The sequence below is a fragment of the Thioalkalivibrio sp. ALE31 genome (assembly GCF_000377405.1).
Taxonomy (GTDB): domain Bacteria; phylum Pseudomonadota; class Gammaproteobacteria; order Ectothiorhodospirales; family Ectothiorhodospiraceae; genus Thioalkalivibrio.
Window position 1 is genome coordinate 1 of the sequence record NZ_KB905021.1, and the last position, 21618, is coordinate 21618.

Genomic DNA, 21618 nt, shown 5'->3' on the forward strand with positions numbered 1-21618 from the left:
AGCACATGAAGAGCACCAACATGCTCGAGCGGCTGAACGAGGAGATCCGGCGCCGGACCCGGGTGGTCCGGATCTTCCCCAACACCCACAGCTGTCTACGTCTGGTGCGGGCCCTGGCCGTCGAAATCCACGAAGGCTGGCTGGAGGACAACCGCTACCTGAACATGGATCTGCTCAAAGAGCACAAGAAGATCTTGCTCCGGCAGGCCGAGGCCGCCTGAGCCATACGGACCAACCGAACATGGCCGACTCATTTCTGCACAACTTGACGCACACAACCCCGACTGCCGCGACCCCGGCCCGCTGTGCGGGCCGGGGCTTCCCTCGCTCCGAGGCTTTTCGCGGGCGGCGCTGAACTCGCTGCGCCTGCGGCTTCGCTCAGACATCCAGCGCCTCTGATCCCGCGAAAACCCTCTCCACTCGGCGCGACGACAACGGGGGGTCAAGGTCAAGACAACGGCGGTTCCGACGAGATTGCTAATGGATGAAGGCTGGGTCTTCGCACATCTCGGGCACGCTCGGCCTGCGGCCGTTGCGTGCCGCGCCCGCGCAGCGGGCGCCAGGGGCTTTCGAGCGGCATTGCCTATGGTTAGGCGCAAACATGGTGATGCGTTCGGTTTTGACCTTCGCCTCCCGTATGGAGCCCCTCGCGGAGGGCGTGATGGGCCGGAAGAAGGCGCTGGATGTCTGAGCGGAGCGCAGCGCAGCGAGTTCAGCGCCGCCGGCCCAGCACGTCCGGAGCGAGGTTCCCGGGCGAAATCCGGGTGCCCTTCTTTGGGTCCTTTCTTGGGCAAGCAAGAAAGGACCTCGCGGCGCGCTGGCGAGTCAGCGCACGGCAGTACGTGGACCGAAGGCGCGTAAACACCGGATGCTGAACCAGGCCTAGCCAAAAATCGGCAGGTTGCGGACCGACGGCACCGTAAACACCGGAGGACGAACCAGGACCAGCCACAGCAAGGCAGGCGGCCAGACGACGAAGCTGCCTGCGCTGACGAACAAGCGCCTGATGAGATGCGGTCAGCGGAGGAAGAGGGAGTAGGCCGGGTTGCTGGTCTCCTCGTGCCACGGATACCCGACCTCCTTCAGGAACTCGCGGAACCGGGCCCGATCCTCGGACGGGATCTGCATACCGACCAGCACACGCCCGTAGGCCGCCCCATGATTGCGGTAATGGAACAGACTGATATTCCAGGTCTGCCCCATATGGGTCAGGAAATTCAGCAGCGCCCCGGGTCGCTCCGGAAACTCGAAGCGATAGATCCGCTCGTTGCGGACCTCGCCCCCATGGCCGCCGACCATATGCCGCAGGTGCAGCTTGGCGACCTCGTTCTCGGTCATATCGAGCACCTCGTACCCCGCCCCCTCCAGGGCCTCCAGGATCTCCCGGCGCTCGCGATCACCGCCCTCCAGCTTGATCCCGGCGAACACCTGCGCGTGCTCGTCGTCAGCATAGCGGTAGTTGAACTCGGTGATCCCGCGCTTGCCGATAGCCTGGCAAAACTGGCGGAAACTCCCCGGGCGCTCCGGGATGGTGACCGCGAACAGGGCCTCGCGATGCTCGCCGATCTCGGCGCGTTCGGCCACATGGCGCAGCCGGTCGAAATTGATGTTGGCGCCGCTTAAGACCGCGGCGAAGTTTCCGCCCTGCACGCCCTCGCGCTGGAGGTACTGTTTCATACCGGCCACCGCCAGGGCACCGGCCGGCTCGGCGACCACGCGGGTATCGTCGAAGACATCCTTGATGGCCGCACAGATGGAGTCGGTATCCACCAGCAGGACCTCGTCGACCAGATCGCGGCACAGGCGGAAGGTCTCCTTGCCGACCTGGCGCACCGCCGCGCCGTCGGCAAAGATACCGACCTGCTTGAGGTTGACCCGGCGGTTCTGCTGCAGCGCCTTGTACATCGAGGGCGCGTCGTCCGGCTCCACGCCAATGACCTTGATCTCCGGGCGCAGGCGCTTGATATAGGCCGCCATGCCAGCGGCGAGCCCACCGCCTCCGATACAGACGAACACAGCATCGAGTTCGCCCGGATGCTGACGCAGCAGCTCCATGGCCACCGTGCCCTGCCCGGCAATCACGTCGGGGTCGTCGAACGGATGGATGAACGTGTAGCCGTGCTTGGCTTCCAGCTCGCGGGCGTGGGCGGCGGCCTCGTCGAAGGAATCCCCGTGGAGTACGGCCTTGCCGCCGAAACGACGCACCGCGGCGATCTTGATCGAGGGCGTGGTCACCGGCATCACGATCACGGCCTTGATGCCGAGGTGGTTCGCCCCCAGCGCGACCCCCTGGGCATGATTGCCCGCGGAGGCCGCCACCACGCCCTTGGCGCGCTGTTCCGGGGTCAACTGGGCGATCTTGTTGTAGGCGCCGCGCAGCTTGAACGAGAACACCGGCTGCAGGTCCTCGCGCTTGAGCCAGAGCGTCGAGCCCAGGCGCTGCGACAGGGTCGGCATCGAGTCCAGGGGTGTCTCTCGGGCCACGTCGTAGACGCGCGCCGTCAGGATCTTCTCGAGATAGGGGATTTGCATGGCGAAACCATAGCATGCGAGCGGTTCACGGTTCCGCTTGTCCCGGGGCCGGAGCAGTCGGTATCCTCAATGGGTTATGGATCGTACATGCGAGAGATGTTGATGAATCAGGACGAAATGAAGAAGGCCGTGGCCGAGGCGGCGCTGGAACGGATCGAGAGCGGCTGGATCGTGGGTGTGGGTACCGGGTCTACCGCGAACTACTTCATCGACGCCCTGGCGGGCATCAAGGGCAAGATCGACGGGGCCGTCGCCTCCAGCGAGGCCAGCGCCGAGCGCCTGCGCGGACATGGCATCGAGGTGCTGGACCTGAACTCCGCCGGCCCGCTGCCGATCTACGTGGACGGCGCCGACGAGGCCACCCGGCACCTGCACCTGACCAAGGGCGGGGGCGGGGCCCTGACCCGCGAGAAGATCGTCGCGGCCGCATCGAAGACCTTCGTCTGCGTGGTCGACGAGACCAAGGTCGTGGACTACCTGGGCGCCTACCCGCTGCCGGTCGAGGTGATCCCGATGGCCCGCAGTCATGTCGCCCGCGCCCTGTCGAAGCTGGGCGGCAACCCGGAGCTGCGCGAGGGCTTCAAGACCGACAACGGCAACGTGATCCTCGACGTGCACAACCTGCGCATCATGAACCCGGTGGAGCTGGAGTCCGAGCTGGACCACATCGCCGGTGTCGTGACCAACGGCCTGTTCGCTCGGCGGCCGGCGGACGTGATGCTGGTGGGTTCGTCCACGGGCGTCGAGGAGATGACCGCAACGTAATCGGTCGGGGCGATCGCCATGACCGACACGGGCAAGTGGCTGATCGTCATCGGCGGGCTGATCGTGGTGATCGGCCTGCTCTGGCCCTGGCTGGGCAAAATCCCCTGGGGCCGCTTGCCCGGGGATATCGTGATCGAGGGGGAAAACAGCCGGTTTTATTTCCCGATCACCACCATGATCATCGTCAGCGTGGTGATCTCGATCCTGCTGGCGCTTTTCCGGCGCTGACCCGCCGCCAGCGCACGCGCTGTCAAACAAAAGGGCCGGGATCGCATGATCCCGGCCTTTTTTCGTGCGAAAAACGCGGATGCAGGAAACGCTCCGGGCCGCGCCTAGCGCGCCATCACCTCGTCGTAGAAGCGCTGCAGGCCGCCCTCGAGGAAGCGGTAGTCCTCGACCCCCCGCTCCTCCAGGTGATACTGCAGCCAGCGCACCTGCTGCCCGTTCTGGTCGAAGATCAGCAGCGGGGCACCGTCCCGGCGGGCCTGGTCGACGATCCGATTGAGCGTGTCGATATTCTCCAGCGGCGCGGAGATCTCGCGCCCGGCGAACAGCGAAATCTCGTCGCGTTCCTCGTTGCCACGCACATCCACCACCACGGCATCGTCGTTCTCGCGGACGCGACGGGCAAAGGTGTCGGCCTCCAGCAGACGCGCCTCGAAGGCGTCGTCGGCAATCAACTGCGTCTCGGGGTCCTCGATGGGCTCACCGCGCAGGAGTGCCAGTCCGGGATAGCGTTCCGCCCAGTCCTTGACGCCGGCGTCATACGCCTGGGTCGGGCCCAGCCCCGCGGAGTTGGCACGCGCCGCGGCGCGATACGACAGATAGCTCTCGCGACCGTTGCAGTAGAACACCAGCGGGCCACCGTGCTGCTCCTCCAGTGCGCGGACCTGGTCCTCGAAATCCGGGGCCCCGAGCGGGACGTGATGCGCCCCCTCGATGTGCAGGATGTCGTATTCCAGGCGCGGGCGGACGTCGATCACCGTGGAACGCGACAGCTGACCGCGCAGATCGAACAGGTCCACGGCATCCACACCAAAGCGCTCGTACAGGCTGCGTCCGGGGAACTCGACAAAGGCCTGGGCACTGGCCACGACAGGGGCACCAGCCAGCCCGACACAGAGGGCCATGACGGCAAGGCGGGGACTCAAAGAGCGAAAGGTCATGCGAACTCCCTTGCATGGACGGGTGAACATGCCGCACGCACTGCCGCGGCCCTGTTGGGGCGTATTCGACGCCCGTTGGGCGACGCGGCGAGACGGGGCTTTATTCCCCGGCCCGGCCGCTCGCCTCGCCCGATTGTAGCCAACCCGCACCCTTTGTGTGCAACGGGAACTACAGCAGGACCTTCTCGATCCCGCCCTCGCGGGCCCGCTCGATGAAGTTCTTCTGCCAGCCATCGCCCATCAGGCGGTTGGCCATCTCGACCACGATGTAGTCGGTATCCAGCCCGGTGTCCTCGCGATAGCGCGAAAGCCCCTGCTGGCAGGCCGGGCAGGAGGTCAGCATCTTCACGTTGCCGTTCTCTGCCTTCTCCTCGCCGGTCAGCTCCTTGATGCCCTTGTGCAGTTCTTCCTGCTTGCGGAAGCGCACCTGAGTGGCGATATCCGGGCGACTGATCGCGAACGTGCCGGCCTCGCCACAGCAGCGGTTGGACTGCAGGACGTCCTGCCCCATCAGCTTGGAGGCGACGTCGGTCGGCTTGTGCGACTTCATCGGCGAGTGGCAGGGGTCGTGGTACATGTACTGCACGCCCTTGAGCCCCTCGAGCTTCACGCCCTTCTCCATCAGGTATTCGTGGATGTCGAGCAGGCGGCAGCCCGGGAAGATCCGCTCGAACTCGTACTTCAGCAGCTGATCCATGCAGGTCCCGCAGGACACCACGACGGTCTTGATGTCGAGGTAGTTGAGCGTGGTCGCCAGCCGGTGGAACAGCACGCGATTCTCGGTACTGATCTGCTGGCCCTTCTCGAAGTCGCCGCCGGCGTTCTGCGGATACCCGCAGCACAGGTAGCCCGGGGGCAGCACGGTCTGCGCGCCGACGTCGTAGAGCATGGCCAGCGTCGCCAGCCCCACCTGGCTGAACAGACGCTCGGAGCCGCAGCCGGGGAAGTAGAACACCGCATCCGAATCCAGATCGGTCTTCACCGGGTCGCGCAGGATCGGCACGTAGCGCGAATCCTCCAGCCCCAGCATCTGCCGCGTGGTCTGGCTCGGCAGGCCGGCGGGCATCGGCTTCTTCACGAAGTGCACCACCTGCTCGTGCACCGGCGCCTTGCCGGTGGTCGAGCGCGGGGTCTTGCCCTCGCCGGTCAGGTTCAGCTTCTTGAACGCGAAGTGCCCCAGACGCTGGGCGGCATAGCCCATCTGGATCGCGCCCTTGCGGATGCCCTTGATGGTGGCCGGATCCTTCGCGTTGAGGAAGGCCATGGACATCATCGTGGCCGGCGTCGCCTTGCGCTTGCCCTTCTTGTTGAGGATCGAACGCATGTGCATGGTCACGTCGCCAAAGTCGATGTCGACCGGGCACGGATTCAGGCACTTGTGGCAGATCGTGCAGTGATCCGCGACGTCGTTCATCTCCTCGAAGTGATTGAGCGACAGCCCGCGGCGGGTCTGCTCCTCGTAGAGGAAGGCCTCGACGATCAGTCCGGTGGCCAGGATCTTGTTCCGCGGCGAGTAGAGCAGATTGGCGCGCGGGACATGCGTATTGCACTCCGGCTTGCACTTGCCGCAACGCAGGCAGTCCTTGATCTCGTCGTTGAGATCGCCCAGTTCACTCTGCTCCAGGATCAGCGCCTCCTGCTTCACCAGACGCAGCGAAGGGGTGTAGGCATTGGACAGCCCGGAGCCCTCGAGCAGCTTGCCGGCGTTGAACACGCCGTTCGGGTCGACCTGCTTCTTGTACTTCGCGAACGACTCGATGCGCTCGGGTTCCAGGTACTGCATCTTGGTCAGGCCGATCCCGTGCTCGCCGGAGATCACCCCGTTCAGCTCGCGCGCCAGGCGCATCACGTCGTCCACCAGACGCTCGGCCTGGTGCATCATCTGGTAGTCGTTGGAGTTGACCGGGATGTTGGTGTGCACGTTGCCGTCGCCCGCATGCATGTGCAGGGCGATGAACAGCCGGCTGGTCAGCACGCGGTCATGGATCGCCGCCAGGCGCTTGCGCACCGGCTCCAGCTGGTGGCCACCGAAGATCTCGAACAGCGGGCGCTCGACCTCGGCCCGGTAGGAGATCCGCAGGCTGCGCCGCAGCAGCAGGTTCATCAGCTTGTCGTGGTCGCGACGGTCAGCGCGGGCCGACTCGTCGAGCAGCTCGTCGCACTCCGACGCGAGCGTGAAGAAGTTCTCCGAGATCGCCTCCCAGCGCTTCTTCACCTCCTGCAGGACCTCCACCGCGCGCTCGCGCTTGGACTCGAACCACTGCTGACCCTCGCCGCCGGTGTCCTCCAGCAGCTCGCGCAGCTCGGGATGGTCGCCGCGCATGCACTCCAGCACCTCGTCGACCATGGTCAGCTTGTTCTTCAGCGACTCGCGCACGTTCAGGGATTCGATCCCCTCGGTGTACTCCGCCAGGCGTTCCAGCGGGATCACCACGTCCTCGTTGATCTTGAAGGCGTTGGTGTGGTGGGCAATCGCCGCGGTGCGGGCGCGATCCGCCCAGAAGCGCTTGCGCGCCTCGGGGCTGACCGCAATGAAGCCCTCGCCGTTTCGGGCATTGGCCGCGCGCACCATCTTGGCCGCCAACGCGCCCAGAGCGTCTTCGTTGTCGGAGACGATATCGGCGACCAGCACCATCTTCGGCAGGTCGCCGCGCGCGCCTTTCGGCGTGTACTTGACCGCGCGTACATAGCGCTCGTCCAGGTGCTCGAGGCCGGCCAGCAGGACGTCGTCCTCGGCATCCACCGCGTCCTTGATCTCGACAATCGCCGGGACGGCCTGGTGCAGGTCGGTCCCGTAGAACTCGAGACACACGGTGCGGATGTTGTCGGGCATGCGGTGCAGGATGAACTCGGCCGAGGTGATCAGGCCGTCACAGCCTTCCTTCTGGATGCCCGGCACGCCCATCAGGGCCTTGTCGGTCACGTCCTTGCCCAGGCCCAGCTTGCGGAAGCGCTGCCCCGGCATCTCGAGGATCTCGGGCTCTCCCTTCGGGGTCTTGCCATCCGGCTGATAGCGCGTCACGCGGAAGCGCACCGTCTCGGCGTCGTGGATCTTGCCCAGGTTGTGATCGAGGCGCTCGATGTACATCCACTCCGCCTCGGGCGTGACCATCGTCCAGGCCGCCAGGTTGTCCAGCGCGGTACCCCACAGCACGGCCTTCTTGCCACCGGCGTTCATCGCCACGTTGCCGCCGATGGTCGAGGCATCCTGCGAGGTCGGATCGACCGCGAACACCAGGCCATTGCGATCGGCCAGTTCGGAGACGCGCTTGGTGACCACGCCGGCCTCCACGCGCACCACCGGCACGTCGTGCTCCACGCCCGGCAACGGTCGCCGCTTGACCTTGCCGAGGCCCTCCAGCTTCTCCGTGTTGATTACCGCGGAACGCTTGGACAGCGGGACCGCGCTGCCGGTGTAGCCAGTGCCGCCACCGCGCGGGATCACCGTCAGGCCCAGCTCGATGCAGGCCGCGACCAGCGGCCCCATCTCTTCCTCGGAATCGGGGGTCAGCACCACGAACGGCAGTTCCACGCGCCAGTCGGTCGCGTCGGTCACGTGGGACACCCGCGCCAGCCCGCCGAACTGGATATTGTCCTTGTGCGTGAGGCCCTTCATGCGCTTGCGCACCTGGTCGCGCAGCGCCGCGGTGTCGGTGAATTCCTTGGCAAAGGCGGATACCGCCGCCTGTGCACGCTGGGCCAGCTTCAATGCCTTTTCGTTGCCATCGGCCCGGGCCGTGATCTGGTCCAGGCGATGCTGCATGGCGTCGATCAGCGCCTTGCGGCGCTTCTTGTCCTCCAGCAGGTCGTCCTGGATATACGGGTTGCGGGTGACCACCCACATGTCCCCCAGGACCTCGAACAGCATGCGCGCGGACACGCCCGTCCGACGCTCCCCACGCAGCTCGTTGAGGAGGTCCCAGGTATCGGATCCCAGGAAACGGATGACGATTTCGCGGTCGGAGAAGGAGGTGTAGTTATAGGGTATTTCTCGAACGCGTTCGGCGGTCATTGAGGCGTGGCCCCCCGATCAAAGTGAGGCCAAAGAGTAACGGGTCCGCGCGCCCTGCGCATGAAGTCGCACTGTTGGTCCATGCTTTTGGGCACCAAACTATCCCCCGGGAACCACCCGGGCTCGCGGCCCGGGCGGTCCCGCAGTGTGCCCTACCAGTGGGCCAGGAGCCCCAGCACCCCGATCACGATCAGGTAGATCGCGACGATGTAATTGAGGAGCCGGGGACGGATCAGGATCAGAATCCCCGCCACCAGCGACAGGATGGCCATCAGCAGGCTCGGGTCAATATGCAGCGTCATGCAGCGACTCCCTTGCCGAACGCCGGCGCGTTCAGAACAGTTTTTCTTCCATCTCGAGATAGACCGCGTTGGCATTGCTGCGGTTGGTCTGCTCGAAGGCCGGGAGATCCTCGTAGTCGCTCCAGTCCATGGCCGCGTAGGCCTCGTCGAAGGTCTCCATGTTCTCCACGGCCGCGCCCATGTGCTCGCGCAGCTTCACCAGGTAGTCACGCGTAAACTTCACCGCTCGGCTTGCCTGATCGGTGGCCTCGCCATGCCCCGGGACCAGGAATTTCAGGTCCATCTCCATCAGTTCTTCCAGACGATTGACCCAGTTCTCCGAATCCAGCGCGTCGTCCCCCAGAAACGGGATACGGCCGTCAAAGACGATGTCACCGGCAAACACCACGCCCGTCTCCTCCACCACCATGATGATGTCGTCGGGTGAATGGGCCGGGCCGGCGTGCACGCAGCGAAAGGTCTTGCCGCCCAGACGGATGGTGTACTCGTCATCGAAGAACTCGTCCGGCGGGATGATCTGCGTGTCCTCGTCCACCCATGGCGTCAGCACCCCGCGACGCTGTTCCAGTCGCGCCACCGCGCCTGGCCCGCCGAGGTAGTCGCGTGCCCGTGCCTGACCGATGATCTTCGCGTCGGTATGGTCGGCGAACGCCTGCAGGCCGTAGATGTGGTCCGCATGGTAATGCCCGGCGATCACGTACTTGATCGGCTGGTCGGTCACCTCACGGATCCGGCGGATCATCTCGAAGCCCAGCGGCGGGGTCCCCAGGGCGTCGTAGACCACCACCCCTTCGTCGGTCACAACGAATCCGGCGTTCGATGTGTGCCCCTGGTTGTCGGGGTCCGGGATGCCGGAGATCCCGATCATGTACCAGGTGTCCGCGCCCTCCACTTCGTGGGCGGTGGTATCGACGGTCACGGGCTCGTAGGGGTTATCGGGTACCGACATCTTTGCTCCACTCCTCTTCTTGATGCGTATCCATTCGGCCCGTGGACGGGCTCTGGGTTATTGGACGGAGAAAAGACCGGAGAATTCCCTGCAATTCCCGATCCCCGCCCGGGGATTGTAGCGGAGCCGGGAACAACGATGAGAAGCCACCCGAGGAGCACAACCCAGAAGAGGCCGGGCCAACAGCCCTCCACCTTCGGCAGGACGCAGATTGACGCCGCAGGGCCTGAGGGAATGATTGCCACTCACGGGCGCGATCGTGCCTGACCCGTGCCAGAAGCACCGCATGGTTGGTTGCCCGTCAATGCTGAAATGCGGACATGCCAAACCGAGGGGCACACCGCTATGGCGGGGGACCAGGATGATTCGGCGGCTGCCCCGCCTCACCCCTTCGGGGCTGCACGCGCGGCGCGCGGGCAGTGCTCCGCTGCGCTTCGCCGAACCTTCCAGGTTCGAACCCTGGACTCGCTCATATATCCATAGAAAAGGGCCCCACGAGGGGGCCCTTCTCCGAAGGTAGCGACCAGTTTGAGGCAAATGACGGTGAGCCCCATCGAGGGGCACACCGCCATGGCTGGGGGACCAGGATGATTCGGCGGCTGCGCCGCCTCACCCCTTCGGGGCTGCACGCGCGGCGCGCGCGCAGTGCTTCGCTACGCTTCGCCGAACCTTCCAGGTTCGAACCCTGGACTCGCTCAAATATCCATAGAAAAGGGCCCCGCGAAGGGGCTTCACCTGAAGGAGTGACCATTCTGAAGCAAATGACGGTGAGCCCCATCGAGGGGCACACCGCCATGGCTGGGGGACCAGGATGATTCGGCGGCTACGCCGCCTCACCCCTTCGGGGCTGCACGCGCGGCGCGCGTGCAGTGCTCCGCTGCGCTTCGCCGAACCTTCCAGGTTCGAACCCTGGGCTCGCTCATATATCCATAGAAAAGGGCCCCACGAGGGGGCCCTTTTCTATGGATGGCTGGGGGACCAGGATTCGAACCTGGGTTGACGGAGTCAGAGTCCGTAGTCCTACCGCTAGACGATCCCCCAGTAAACCGGATCGCGTGCGTCCCGCAGAAACTCGAGGCGAATTTTAACGCTTCGAGTACTGGGTTGCACGACGGGCCTTGCGCAGGCCGATCTTCTTCCGCTCCACCTCGCGGGCATCGCGGGTCAGATGACCACCACGACGCAGCGGCGAGCGCAGCTCTTCGTTGTACTGCACCAGGGCGCGGGCAATGCCCAGGCGGATCGCACCGGCCTGGCCGTTACCACCACCGCCCTCGACGGTTGCGATCACGTCGAAGTTTTCGGTGGACTCGGTCGCCTCCAGCGGCTGGCGCACGACCATGCGCGAGGTCTGGCGGCCGAAGAACTCGTCCAGCGGCTTCTGGTTAACCGTGATGTTGCCCGTACCCGGGCGCAGGAAGACGCGCGCAGCGGCGGTCTTGCGGCGGCCGGTGCCGTAATACTGATTGGTAGCCATTCGGATCGATTCCCTTGCTGATTCTGGCGGCTCAGACTTCGAGCGGCTGCGGCTGCTGGGCCGTATGCCGGTGTTCGGTGCCGGCGTAGACCTTGAGCTTCTTGAACATGGCCCGGCCAAGCGGGTTGCGCGGCAGCATGCCCTTCACGGCAAGCTCCAGCACCTTCTCCGGATGACGCTCGATCATCTGGGTGAAGTTGGCTTCCTTGATGCCACCCGGATAACCGGTGTGGTGGAAGTACTTCTTGTCCATGGCCTTGTTGCCGGAGACGCGAATCTTCTCCGCGTTGATCACGACGATGTAGTCGCCGGTATCGACATGCGGCGTGTACACGGGCTTGTGCTTCCCGCGCAGACGGCGTGCGATCTCCGTGGCGAGTCGGCCGAGGGTCTTGCCGTCGGCGTCGACGAGAAACCAGTCGCGTTCGACTTCGGCCGGCTTGGCGCTGATGGTACTCATGATGTTCGATGCTCCGAGGTCGGGGCGATTCAGAAAGCGCGCAAGAATAACGCTTCCCTTCACCCGATTCAAGCAAAAGGGACAATTCGCGAGACGGGCCGCGCTCGACGTCCACCGGAGGCGACGTGGCGGGCCGGGGCCTGCGCGAGCGCCCTCCGCACATAATAAAGGGGCCGCCCCGAAGGGCGGCCCCCCTTGCAGGCCCCGGGCGCAAGGCCCGGGGCGGCACACAACCCGTTTACAGCTGGGCTTCGGCGCGCTCCTGCACTTCCTGCATCAGCTCGGGGTCGTTCTGCAGGGCCATGGCGACTTCGTTGTATTCCTCGACGCTCATGCCCGCATCTTCCACGGCGCTGACCATTTCGTCCTGAGCTTCCTGCTGCATGGACTGCGCCTCGGTCTCGTCCTCGGCGTTCTGCAGGCGGTCAGCGAAGTCCTCGCGCACTTCCTGCACCGCGACGAAGGCGGTCACGAAGGTGTCAATGTCCTCTTCGCTCAGGTCCACCTCGGGGGCTTCCTGCATCGGGGCTCCGCCCTGGGCCGCGCCACCCTGGGCGCCACCCTGCGGCGGCTGGCCGCCCTGGGCACCGCCGCCGGCGCCGGCACCGCCTTCCTGGGCCGGGGGCTGGCCACCCTGGGCGCCGCCCATGTCGCCACCGCCGGCGCCGCCTTCGGCACCACCATACTGCGCGGAGGCCGCGCCACCGACGGCAAACAGGGAAGTCAGGGCCATCGCGAGGATCGTCTTGCGCATATTCATCATGTTGCTCCTTTTCCTTTGGTTCGATCGGATCTCGCGGCCGACCGGGACCCGCTCGAGGCGCCCCCGGTCCAGCCGCGCCGCAACCGTGTGAGGAGGAATGAGCCCGTGCGGGCTGCGCTTCTCCGATTGCTGACTGAGGAGGAGCAGGCATCGTGCCAACAATGGCAACCGGGGAGACATTCTATAGGAATCAGATGGTTAGGACTGAATCAGCTGACAGGGCGTCCGCCGACGGCGGAATTGTGAATGGGTCATAATGACACATGGGTCAGCTCGACCCGGGTCAGGATGTCACGACGGGTCGGATTCACCGAGCTTGCGGTAGAGCGTCTTGCGTCCGATGCCGAGGATACGCGCGGCCCGCTGCTTGTTGCCGTCCACGTGCTCCAGGACCCGCTGAATGTAGTCGCGCTCGCGCTCTTCCAGCGTCGGCCATTGGGTGTCGTCGCCGACTCCCGCTACGGGTAACACCTCTGCGCCGGCACCACCGGCGGCCACACCCGCATCTTCGCCGCCGATCGCGAACACGCGTTCCGGCAGGTCCCGGGTCTCGATCACCTCGCCCGTGGCCAGGGTGGCGGCGCGCTCGATGAGGCTGGCCAGTTCGCGTACGTTCCCGGGGAAGGGGTAGCGCACCAGCGCGCGCAGGGCCTCCGGGCTCAGACGCCGCTCGGGCAGGCCTCGGGCCAGGGCTTGCTGGCGCAGGAACTGCAGGGCCAGGTACTCGACATCGTCACCGCGTTCTCGCAGCGGCGGGATCTCGATGCGGAAGGTCTCCAGGCGATAGTAGAGATCCTCGCGGAAACGGCCGTCGGCCATGTGCGCCTGCAGGTCCTGGTGGGTGGCCGCGACGATACGCACATCCGTCTCGATCTCCTCGTTGGCGCCCACCGGGCGCACCCGTCCGTCCTGCAGCAGGCGCAGCAGCTTGCTTTGCATCGCCACCGGCATCTCGGCGATCTCGTCCAGGAACAGGGTTCCCCCATGTGCCTCGGTGAACAATCCTCGACGGGCACCCTTGGCCCCACTGAAGGCACCCGCAACATGCCCCAGCAGCTCCGACTCCAGCAGGGCCTCGGGGATGCCGGCGCAGTTGAGCGCGACGAACGGCCCGTGCGCCCGGTCACTTTCCGCGTGCAGCGCCCGCGCCACGAGTTCCTTGCCGGTCCCGGACTCGCCGGTAATCAGGACGCTGCCGTCGGCGGCCGCGATCCGCCGGATCAGGTCGAACATCTGCAGCATGGCCGGACTGTGTCCCTGCATGCCATGAAACCCGTCGGCCCGGGCGAGCACCTCGCGATAGCGCCGCACCTCGTCCTTCAGGCGACGCGCCTCGGTTACCCGGTCCGCAGCCAGGCGCAGATGATCGAGGTCCACCGGCTTGGTCAGAAAGTCGTCCGCCCCCGCCTTCAGCGCGGCCACGGCCTGGTCGATGGTCCCGAAGCCCGTCAGCATGATGAAGCCCGGCGCCGGCACCCGGGCGCGCGCGTCCTCGAGCACCTGAAACCCGTCGGCGCCCGGCAGACGCAGGTCACTGACCACCAGACTGAAGGCCTGCTGTGCCAGTGCCCGCGCGGCGTCCTCGGCGCTGCCTACCGCGGTGACCGCGTAGCCGGCCTCGGCCAGCTCCTCGTGCAGCAATTCGCGATGTCCGCGGTCGTCTTCGACGACAAGGACCGATTCCGGGGGCGCGGCGGGTGTTTGTGGCGCGGCGCTCATAGGCGCGTCTCCTGCGGTTCGTCAGTGGCCAGCGGCAGATGCACGACAAAGCGGGTCTCCCCGGGCACGCTGCGATCCAGCGCGACCGTGCCGCGATGATCTTCCAGTGCCACCTGGACAACAGCCAGCCCCAGTCCGGTTCCCTCGCCCGTGGGTTTGGTGGTGAAGAAGGGCTCGAACAGGCGCGCCGCCTGTTCGTCGTCGATCCCGCGCCCGGCGGTCGGACCGTCATCGGCCACCACCAGGGTTACCCGGTCGGCCTCCGCCCGCCAGTGGACCCGCACCTCACCGGCGGCCGCCTGGGCCGCGTTCTCCAGCAGGTTCTCCAGCGCCTGTCCGAGGCGCAGACGATCGGCCGCGACGACCAGCGCCTCCCCGTCCACCTGGAACCGGATCGCGTCGGGCGCGTGCCGCGCGCGCACCCGCTCGACCAGGTCGCCGACCAGTTGCGCGAGGTCCAGGGGGCGTTCCTGCAGGGGATTGCGACGGGCAAAGTCCAGCAACTGCCGCACGATGGTCTCCACCCGCTCGAGTTCGGCCTGCAACGCCTCCATCTCCTTGCGCGCAGGATCCGGCTCCGGCAGGCGGCGAATGGCCCGCTGCACCCGCCCGGCAATAATCCCGAGCGGTGTCCCCAGCTCATGCGCCACACCGGCCGCGAGCTGGCCGATCGCCGCCAGCTTCTCCGAGTGCCGCAGCTTTTCCTCGAGCCGCACCTGCTCGTGGCGCTGCGCCTCCAGTTCCGCCTCCGAGGCCTCGCGGCGCTCCATCATGCGGTTCATCGAGACCGCCAGCCCGCGCAGTTCGGCCGGCCCGTCCTCCGGCGCCCGCAGGCCGCGCTGGCCATCGCCGATCGCGCGCATCGCGGCCATCAGGCGCGACACATGCCGGCCGACGGCGCGGTGGTAGCCGAACAGTACGACCAGCAGGAACAGCGCACTGACCGCCAGCATCAGCAACCCGCCCTGCCACTGCAGCTGCGTGACGAAGGCCCGGAACGGGGTCACATCGCGGGTCACCTGCAGCAGGCCCACGATCCGCCCGGCCGGATCGGACAACGGCAGGAAGAAGGAGAAGGTCTCGCGCCCCTGGTGCTCGCCGAAGGCCCCGAGACTGCCGGTCTCGCTGATGACCCGGGCCTCGCCGCGGCGTTGCAGGGTCGGGCTGGGCGGCCCACTGGCCGCGACCATGCGGCCCTCGGCGTCGTAGACGTAGACCCCGAACACCTCCTCGATCTGGAACAGCGAATCCAGCGATTGCTGCACCCCGGACACGTCGTCCTGCAGCATGGCGCTCGACACCGGGAGGCGGATCGAACGCGCCACCAGTTCGATATCCTCCTGCATGCGGTTTTCCATCTGGACCTGGAATTCGCGCAGGCCGAGCGCCACCACCGCGGCCATCATCAGCAGCAGCGGCAGCAGCACGAAGGACAACACCGCGGTGCGCAGGCTGTTCAGGCTTCGGATCATGGGCGTTGGGTCATCATCGACGGGCCATCCGCGGCACGGGCCGGACTCAATGGTAGACACGCCCGGCAACAGGAGGCGAATCACAGGCAAAAAAAAGCGCGGGTCGAAGCCCGCGCCAAGAAAACCACCAAAGGAGGATGGAGGAGTCCACTAACCACTGACAGGGGGGACAGCGATTAGCGTATGCAAATCTTCTAATATGGCGATGTTCTTGTCAACCGGTGAAATACGCAGGGGGTCGTCCTTCACCGTTTCGTCATATCACGTACCCTTGAAGACCTGCATACCCCGTAAGACGCAGGTCCGCCCGATCTATTCCCGGGCATGAAAGCCACCCGCCGGGAATGCACCAAAAATCGACTTCGTTCACGGATCCCGCATCATGCTTCGTCACCTGAGCCACCCCGTCACCTCGCTTGCCCAGAACGCCACGCTGATCTGGTGCGATGCCACCGGGGCCGCGGCCTGGGTCGACCCCGGCGCGGATGCCGCGACCCTCGAACAGATCGCCCGCGAGCACGGCGTGCACCTGGAGAAGATCCTCCTGACCCACGGCCACCTGGACCATGTCGGGGCCACCGCCGAACTGGCCGCCCGTGCCAATGTGCCGGTGATCGGGCCGCATCGCGACGACGCCTTCTGGCTGGACCAGCTCCCGGCGCAGGCACAGATCTTCGGCTTCCCCGAGACCGCGCCCCTGGTGCCCGACCAGTGGCTGGAGGATGGCGACACCATCGCGCTGGGCCAGACCACACTCCGGGTGCTCCACTGCCCCGGCCATACCCCGGGGCACGTGGTCTTCCACGACTCCGAGAGCGGCCTGGCCCTGGTCGGCGACGTGCTGTTCCACGGGGCAATCGGCCGCAGCGACTTCCCGCGCGGCAACGGGCGCGAGCTGATCGCCTCGATCACCGACAAGCTCTGGCCGCTGGGCGACGAGACCCGGTTCGTGCCCGGCCACGGCCCCGAGTCCACCTTTGGTGAGGAACGCCGCAGCAACCCCTTCGTCGGCGACGCGGCCCTTGCCGCCGGCGGACAGCCCGGCCGCGGCCGCTACTACTGAGCCCTGCGGAGCAGCATCTCTCAAATGAAACGGGCCGCCCCGAGGGGCGGCCCGTGTACGCACGGCGCCAGGCGTCTTCTCAGCCGTTGGCGCGCAGCGCGGCGATGCGCTGTTCGATCGGCGGGTGGCTCATGAACAGCTTCTTCAGGCCCTGGGCCATGCCGCCACGGATCCCGAAGGCCGCCATCTGGTCCGGCATGTCCACCGGCCGCCCGGAGGCCCGGGCCAGCGACTCCAGCGCGCCGATCATCTTCTCGCGCCCGGCAAAGCGGGCCCCCGCCTCGTCGGCGCGGAACTCGCGCTGACGCGAGAACCAGAACACGATGATGGAGGCCAGGATCGCGAGGATGATCTCGGTCACGATGGCGGTAATCCAGAAGGCCGGTCCGTGACCCGACTCGTTCTTGAAGATCACCCGATCGACGAAGTGGCCGATCACGCGCGACAGGAAGATCACGAAGGTGTTCACCACGCCCTGGATCAGGGCCAGCGTCACCATGTCGCCGTTGGCGACGTGACCGACCTCGTGCCCCAGCACGGCCTCGACCTCGCCCTGCCCCATGTTCTGCATCAGTCCGGTGCTTACGGCCACCAGGGCGTTGTTCTTGCTCATCCCGGTGGCAAAGGCGTTCGGGTCGGGCGAATCGTAGATTCCCACCTCGGGCATGCCGATACCGGCCTGCTTGGCCTGGCGCTGCACCGTCTCCAGCAACCACTGCTCGGTGGCGTTGCGCGGCTTGTCGATCACGTGGACCTTCATCGTCTTCTTCGCCATCCACTTGGAGATGGCCAGCGAGATGAAGGACCCGCCGAACCCGAACACGGCGGCGAAGATCAGCAAAGCGGTCAGGTCGAGATCGACCCCCTGTTCATCGAGGATGCTCTCCACACCCAGGATACGCAGGGTGATGCTGAGCACGATCAGGATGGCGAAGTTGGTCGCCAGAAACAGCAGAACACGTTTCATGAAGTTTTCCTGTACTCCATCAATCCATTTACGGGGATGTCGCAATCATCGGGGCGCGCCGCGCGAATTCAAGCGCACCCCGATCAATGACCACCGGAGCGCGCCGGGGTTCAGGCCGGGCGCACTTCCAGGCGGTCCGCGTTCTGGTAGCCGCGTGGCAGCTGGCGCCCGCGCCGGGCGCGCTCGCCCACGTACTCCGCCCACTCGGCCGGGGCCAGCGCCTTGAAGCGCTTGCCGGCGTGCACGACCAGGGTGTCCTGCGGCCCCAGCACGGCCACGTCGAGCACCCGCTCGGAGCCGTCCTTGAGGGCCGCGGACGGGATACCGATCAGCTTGTTGCCCTTGCCACGCGCCAGCTCCGGCAGCTCGGTGGCCGGGAACAGCAGCAGGTAGCCGCGGGTGGTGACGACCGCGATGTGGTCCTCGTGCGGGTTGCGCACCGGGGCCGGCTGCAGCACAGCCGCCCCAGCGGGCACGGTGAGCACATTCTTGCCCGCCTTCTGCCGGCCCAGCAAATCGCCCAGTTTGGCGACGAAGCCGTAGCCGTGATCCGAGCCCAGCAGCCAGCGGTCTTCCTCCGCACCAGTGGCCATGCCGACAAAGCGCGCGCCCTCCGGCGGGTTCACGCGGCCGGACAGCGGCTCGCCCTGCCCGCGCGCGGACGGCAGGGTGTGCGCGGGGATGGTATAGGTGCGGCCGGTGGAGTCGATGAACGCGACCGGCTGGTTGCTGCGCCCGGTGACCGCGGCCTGGAAGGCATCCCCGGCCTTGTAGCTGAGCCCCTGGGCATCCACGTCGTGGCCCTTGGCCGCACGTGCCCAGCCCTTTTCCGACAGCACAATGGTCAGCGGCTCGGTGGGCACCAGCGCGGACTCGTCCAGTGCCTGCGCGGCGGCGCGCTGGACCAGCGGCGAGCGGCGCTCGTCACCGTAGTCCGCGGCGTCCTTCTCGATTTCGCGGCGGACCTGGGTGCGCAGGCGGCGCTCGGACCCCAGGGTCTTCTCCAGCTGATCGCGCTCCTTGGCCAGTTCGTCCTGCTCACCGCGGATTTTCATCTCCTCGAGCTTGGCCAAGTGGCGCAGCTTCAGCTCCAGGATCGCCTCGGCCTGGATATCGGACAGGCCAAAGCGGCTCATCAGTTCCGGCTTGGGCTGGTCGTACTCGCGGATGATCGCGATCACCTCGTCGATATTGAGATAGGCGATCAGCAGGCCTTCCAGCACATGCAGCCGCGCCTGCACCTTCTCCAGGCGCCACTGCAGACGCCGGCGCACGGTCTCGATGCGGAAGCTCAGCCATTCACTCAGCAGCCCGGCCAGGTCGCGTACCTGCGGTCGGCCGTCCAGGCCGATCACGTTCATGTTCACGCGGTAGGTCTTTTCCAGGTCCGTGGTCGCGAACAGGTGGGCCATCAGCGCCTCGACATCCACGCGGTTCGAGCGCGGGGTGATCACCAGACGGGTCGGGTGCTCGTGGTCGGACTCGTCGCGCAGGTCCTCGACCATCGGCAGCTTCTTCGCGCGGATCTGGCTGGCGATCTGTTCCAGCAGCTTGGCCCCGGAGACCTGGTGCGGCAGCGCGGTGACCACGATGTCGTCACCTTCGCGTTCATAGCGCGCCCGCGCGCGGATCGAACCCTGCCCGGTCTCGTAGACCTTTCGCAGCTCCGCAGGCGGGGAAATGATCTCCGCCTCGGTGGGAAAGTCCGGCGCCGGCAGGTGCTCGCACAGCTCGGCGACGGTCGCCTTCGGGTGCTCCAGCAGGTGCACGCAGGCCGCAGCCACCTCGCGCAGGTTGTGCGGCGGGATATCGGTGGCCATGCCCACGGCGATCCCGGAACCGCCGTTCAGCAGCACGTTCGGAAGCCGGGCCGGCAGCACCTTCGGCTCGTCCAGCGCGCCGTCGAAGTTCGGCACCCAGTCCACCGTGCCCTGCCCCAGCTCCGAGAGCAGCAGCTGCGCATAGCGCGAGAGGCGCGACTCGGTATAGCGCATCGCGGCGAAGGACTTGGGATCGTCCGGCGAGCCCCAGTTGCCCTGCCCGTCCACGAACGGATAGCGGTAGGAGAACGGCTGCGCCATCAGCACCATCGCCTCGTAGCACGCCGAGTCGCCATGCGGATGGAACTTGCCGAGGACGTCGCCGACCGTGCGCGCGGACTTCTTGTACTTGGCGGTGGCCGAGAGCCCCAGCTCGCTCATGGCGTAGATGATGCGGCGCTGCACGGGCTTGAGCCCGTCGCCGATGTGCGGCAGCGCACGGTCCAGGATCACGTACATGGAGTAGTCCAGGTACGCCTTCTCGGTGAAGTCCTTCAGCGGCAGCTGCTCGCCGCTGTTGGCGAACAGGCTGGGGGTCTCGATATCGCTCATCGGCGCTCTCGCGAATGATGGGTGGCGCGGGCTTTTACCCCGGACCGGGCCCGCGTACTGTAGCGGGCACGCGCCCGCCATTCCACGGGGTCACGGGAAAACCGCCGAACCGGGGAGCGGAGAAGCCCCGGAGGAGTCCATTCGTGCTGGATACAGGCTGGATCGCCAGTATCGCTGCCGTCGCCGTGTTTGCCCTCGCGGCGATCAGCGTGGTGCACGCCCTGCTGCAGCGCCGCGACACCGGAACCATCATCGCCTGGGTCGGGTTGATCGTGCTGCTGCCGCTGGGCGGCTCGGTCCTGTACTGGCTGTTCGGGGTCAACCGCATCCGCCGGCGCGCCCACGCCCTGCGCGAGGGCTATCTGATCGCCGACCCCAGCGCCGGGGGCGCCACCCTGAGCGAGCCGCCGGAACGCTGGCAACGCCTGCTGCACTCCGGCGACCGACTGAGCCCTTTCCGCCTGGTCGGCGGCAACGCGATCGAACCGCTGTTCGACGGCGACCGCACCTATGCCCGCATGCTGGACGCCATCGACAGCGCCCGTCACAGCATCACCCTGGCCACCTATATCTTCGACTACGACCGGGTCGGGGAACGCTTCGTGGACCGCCTGCAGCAGGCCCAGGACCGTGGCGTGCAGGTGCGCGTGCTGATCGACGCCATCGGCGCCCGCTACAGCCGCCGCAACACCCTGCGCCGGCTGCGCCGAGCGGGGATCCCGGCCACCACCTTCATGCCGGTGCACCTGCCACGCAGTCTGGCCGCCTTCAATCTGCGTAACCACCGCAAAATGCTGGTGGTCGACGGCCGCCAGGCCTTCACCGGGGGCATGAACATCCGCCGCGGCCACAGCCACGCCGATCCGGGCCCCCACCCGATACACGACCTCCACTTCGAGCTGCGCGGCCCCGCCTGCACGCAACTACAGCGGGTGTTCACGGAGGACTGGCAATTCGCCACCGGGGAACGTCTGGACGGCCCGCGCTGGTTCCCGGATACCGTTGCCCCGGCCGGGGCCCGTGCCTGTCGCGGCCTGCCGGACGGCCCGGACGAGGACTTCGAGGTCCTGAACTTCACGCTGCAATCGGCCCTGGCCGAGGCCCGCGAGCAGGTCACCATCATCACCCCGTATTTCCTGCCGGACGTGGCGCTGACCGGCGCGCTCAAGGCCGCCGCCCTGCGGGGCGTCCGGGTCGACATCCTGATCCCGGCCCGGAGCAACCTGCGGCTGGTGGAATGGGCCAGCCGCCCGCAACAGGGCGAGCTGCTGGAGCGCGGCTGCCGCCTGTGGCTCACCCCGCCGCCCTTCAACCACGCCAAGCTGATGCTGGTGGATCGCGAGTGGGCCCTGGTCGGCTCCGCCAACTGGGATCCGCGCAGCCTGCGCCTGAATTTCGAGTTCAATCTGGAATGCCTGGATGCCGGCCTGGGCGGCGAACTGGCCACCTGGGCCGACGCCCTGCGCGCGCAGTCGCACCCCCTGACCCTCGACGAGGTCCGCGCCCGTCCGCTCCCCGCGCAGCTACGCGACGGGGCCGCCCGCCTCCTCACTCCCTACCTGTAACGCGGGGCGACACTCCCCGGCCGGCGTGCAGACA

General features: G+C 66.7%; 18 protein-coding genes and 1 tRNA gene. 6 read left to right on the forward strand and 13 right to left on the reverse strand.

Annotation, left to right across the window (positions count from 1 at the left end):
• Both D103_RS13365 and D103_RS14270 read left to right on the forward strand, forming a co-directional pair.
• On the forward strand, window positions 1–221 hold a 221-nt coding region (locus D103_RS13365; RefSeq protein ID WP_038028236.1), incomplete at its 5' end, for a transposase.
• A 263-nt stretch (window positions 222–484) separates the two neighbouring features.
• Window positions 485–691 (forward strand): hypothetical protein, encoded by a 207-nt coding sequence (locus D103_RS14270; protein WP_018875836.1) that lies wholly within the window; start codon window positions 485–487, stop codon window positions 689–691.
• A gap of 326 nt (window positions 692–1017) precedes the next feature.
• On the opposite strand, the gene ilvA is transcribed toward D103_RS14270, so the two are convergent.
• The gene (gene ilvA / locus D103_RS0103450; RefSeq protein ID WP_018875837.1) at window positions 1018–2532 is read right to left on the reverse strand and encodes a threonine ammonia-lyase, biosynthetic; all 1515 of its coding nucleotides are present in this window, start codon (window positions 2530–2532) and stop codon (window positions 1018–1020) included.
• Window positions 2533–2634: 102 nt separating this feature from the next.
• On the opposite strand from ilvA, the gene rpiA reads away from it, so the two are divergent.
• Together rpiA and D103_RS0103460 are read left to right on the forward strand one after the other, a co-directional pair.
• Complete coding sequence (gene rpiA, locus D103_RS0103455; RefSeq protein WP_026280253.1) at window positions 2635–3297, forward strand: ribose-5-phosphate isomerase RpiA; 663 nt, start codon at window positions 2635–2637, stop codon at window positions 3295–3297.
• 18 nt (window positions 3298–3315) lie between these two features.
• Window positions 3316–3525, forward strand: a complete 210-nt coding sequence (locus D103_RS0103460) for a DUF2905 domain-containing protein (protein WP_018867188.1) — start codon at window positions 3316–3318, stop codon at window positions 3523–3525.
• A gap of 104 nt (window positions 3526–3629) precedes the next feature.
• Here the strand turns inward: D103_RS0103460 and D103_RS0103465 are convergent, their stop codons facing one another.
• From D103_RS0103465 to D103_RS0103510, 10 genes are all read right to left on the reverse strand, one after another.
• Window positions 3630–4463 (reverse strand): rhodanese-like domain-containing protein, encoded by an 834-nt coding sequence (locus D103_RS0103465; protein WP_026279275.1) that lies wholly within the window; start codon window positions 4461–4463, stop codon window positions 3630–3632.
• Window positions 4464–4632: 169 nt separating this feature from the next.
• Window positions 4633–8475 carry a DUF3683 domain-containing protein gene (locus tag D103_RS0103470; protein WP_018875839.1) on the reverse strand — a complete coding sequence of 1281 codons (3843 nt, stop codon included), beginning with the start codon at window positions 8473–8475 and terminating at the stop codon, window positions 4633–4635.
• Between the two features lie 152 nt (window positions 8476–8627).
• Window positions 8628–8777: a DUF3096 domain-containing protein gene (locus D103_RS13730; protein WP_018867185.1), complete on the reverse strand. Its 150-nt coding sequence runs from the start codon at window positions 8775–8777 to the stop codon at window positions 8628–8630.
• 31 nt (window positions 8778–8808) lie between these two features.
• On the reverse strand, window positions 8809–9726 hold the full coding sequence (locus D103_RS0103480; RefSeq protein WP_018875840.1) for an MBL fold metallo-hydrolase: 918 nt from the start codon (window positions 9724–9726) through the stop codon (window positions 8809–8811).
• A gap of 967 nt (window positions 9727–10693) precedes the next feature.
• Window positions 10694–10767, reverse strand: a tRNA-Gln gene (locus tag D103_RS0103485).
• A gap of 43 nt (window positions 10768–10810) precedes the next feature.
• Window positions 10811–11203, reverse strand: coding sequence for a 30S ribosomal protein S9 (gene rpsI, locus D103_RS0103490; protein ID WP_018867174.1), 393 nt, complete (start codon window positions 11201–11203; stop codon window positions 10811–10813).
• A gap of 31 nt (window positions 11204–11234) precedes the next feature.
• The gene (gene rplM / locus D103_RS0103495) at window positions 11235–11663 is read right to left on the reverse strand and encodes a 50S ribosomal protein L13 (RefSeq protein ID WP_017940583.1); all 429 of its coding nucleotides are present in this window, start codon (window positions 11661–11663) and stop codon (window positions 11235–11237) included.
• Window positions 11664–11901: 238 nt separating this feature from the next.
• Entirely contained in the window at window positions 11902–12423 is a 522-nt protein-coding gene (locus D103_RS0103500; protein ID WP_026280254.1) for a DUF4168 domain-containing protein, read from the reverse strand.
• Between the two features lie 294 nt (window positions 12424–12717).
• Window positions 12718–14145, reverse strand: a complete 1428-nt coding sequence (locus D103_RS0103505) for a sigma-54 dependent transcriptional regulator (protein ID WP_018875842.1) — start codon at window positions 14143–14145, stop codon at window positions 12718–12720.
• Window positions 14142–15617 carry an ATP-binding protein gene (locus D103_RS0103510; protein WP_018875843.1) on the reverse strand — a complete coding sequence of 492 codons (1476 nt, stop codon included), beginning with the start codon at window positions 15615–15617 and terminating at the stop codon, window positions 14142–14144. Before D103_RS0103510 ends, D103_RS0103505 begins: the two co-directional genes overlap by 4 nt.
• A 382-nt stretch (window positions 15618–15999) precedes the next feature.
• Here D103_RS0103510 and D103_RS0103515 point away from each other — a divergent pair, with 382 nt between their 5' ends.
• Window positions 16000–16680 carry an MBL fold metallo-hydrolase gene (locus D103_RS0103515; protein WP_018875844.1) on the forward strand — a complete coding sequence of 227 codons (681 nt, stop codon included), beginning with the start codon at window positions 16000–16002 and terminating at the stop codon, window positions 16678–16680.
• Window positions 16681–16759: 79 nt separating this feature from the next.
• On the opposite strand, the gene htpX is transcribed toward D103_RS0103515, so the two are convergent.
• Window positions 16760–17647, reverse strand: a complete 888-nt coding sequence (htpX, locus tag D103_RS0103520) for a protease HtpX (RefSeq protein WP_018867169.1) — start codon at window positions 17645–17647, stop codon at window positions 16760–16762.
• A gap of 110 nt (window positions 17648–17757) precedes the next feature.
• Window positions 17758–20019 carry a DNA topoisomerase IV subunit A gene (parC, locus tag D103_RS0103525; RefSeq protein WP_018875845.1) on the reverse strand — a complete coding sequence of 754 codons (2262 nt, stop codon included), beginning with the start codon at window positions 20017–20019 and terminating at the stop codon, window positions 17758–17760.
• Window positions 20020–20162: 143 nt separating this feature from the next.
• Between parC and D103_RS0103530 the strand changes: the two genes are divergently transcribed.
• Window positions 20163–21584 (forward strand): phospholipase D-like domain-containing protein, encoded by a 1422-nt coding sequence (locus tag D103_RS0103530; RefSeq protein WP_018875846.1) that lies wholly within the window; start codon window positions 20163–20165, stop codon window positions 21582–21584.
• The last annotated feature ends 34 nt before the right edge of the window (window positions 21585–21618 follow it).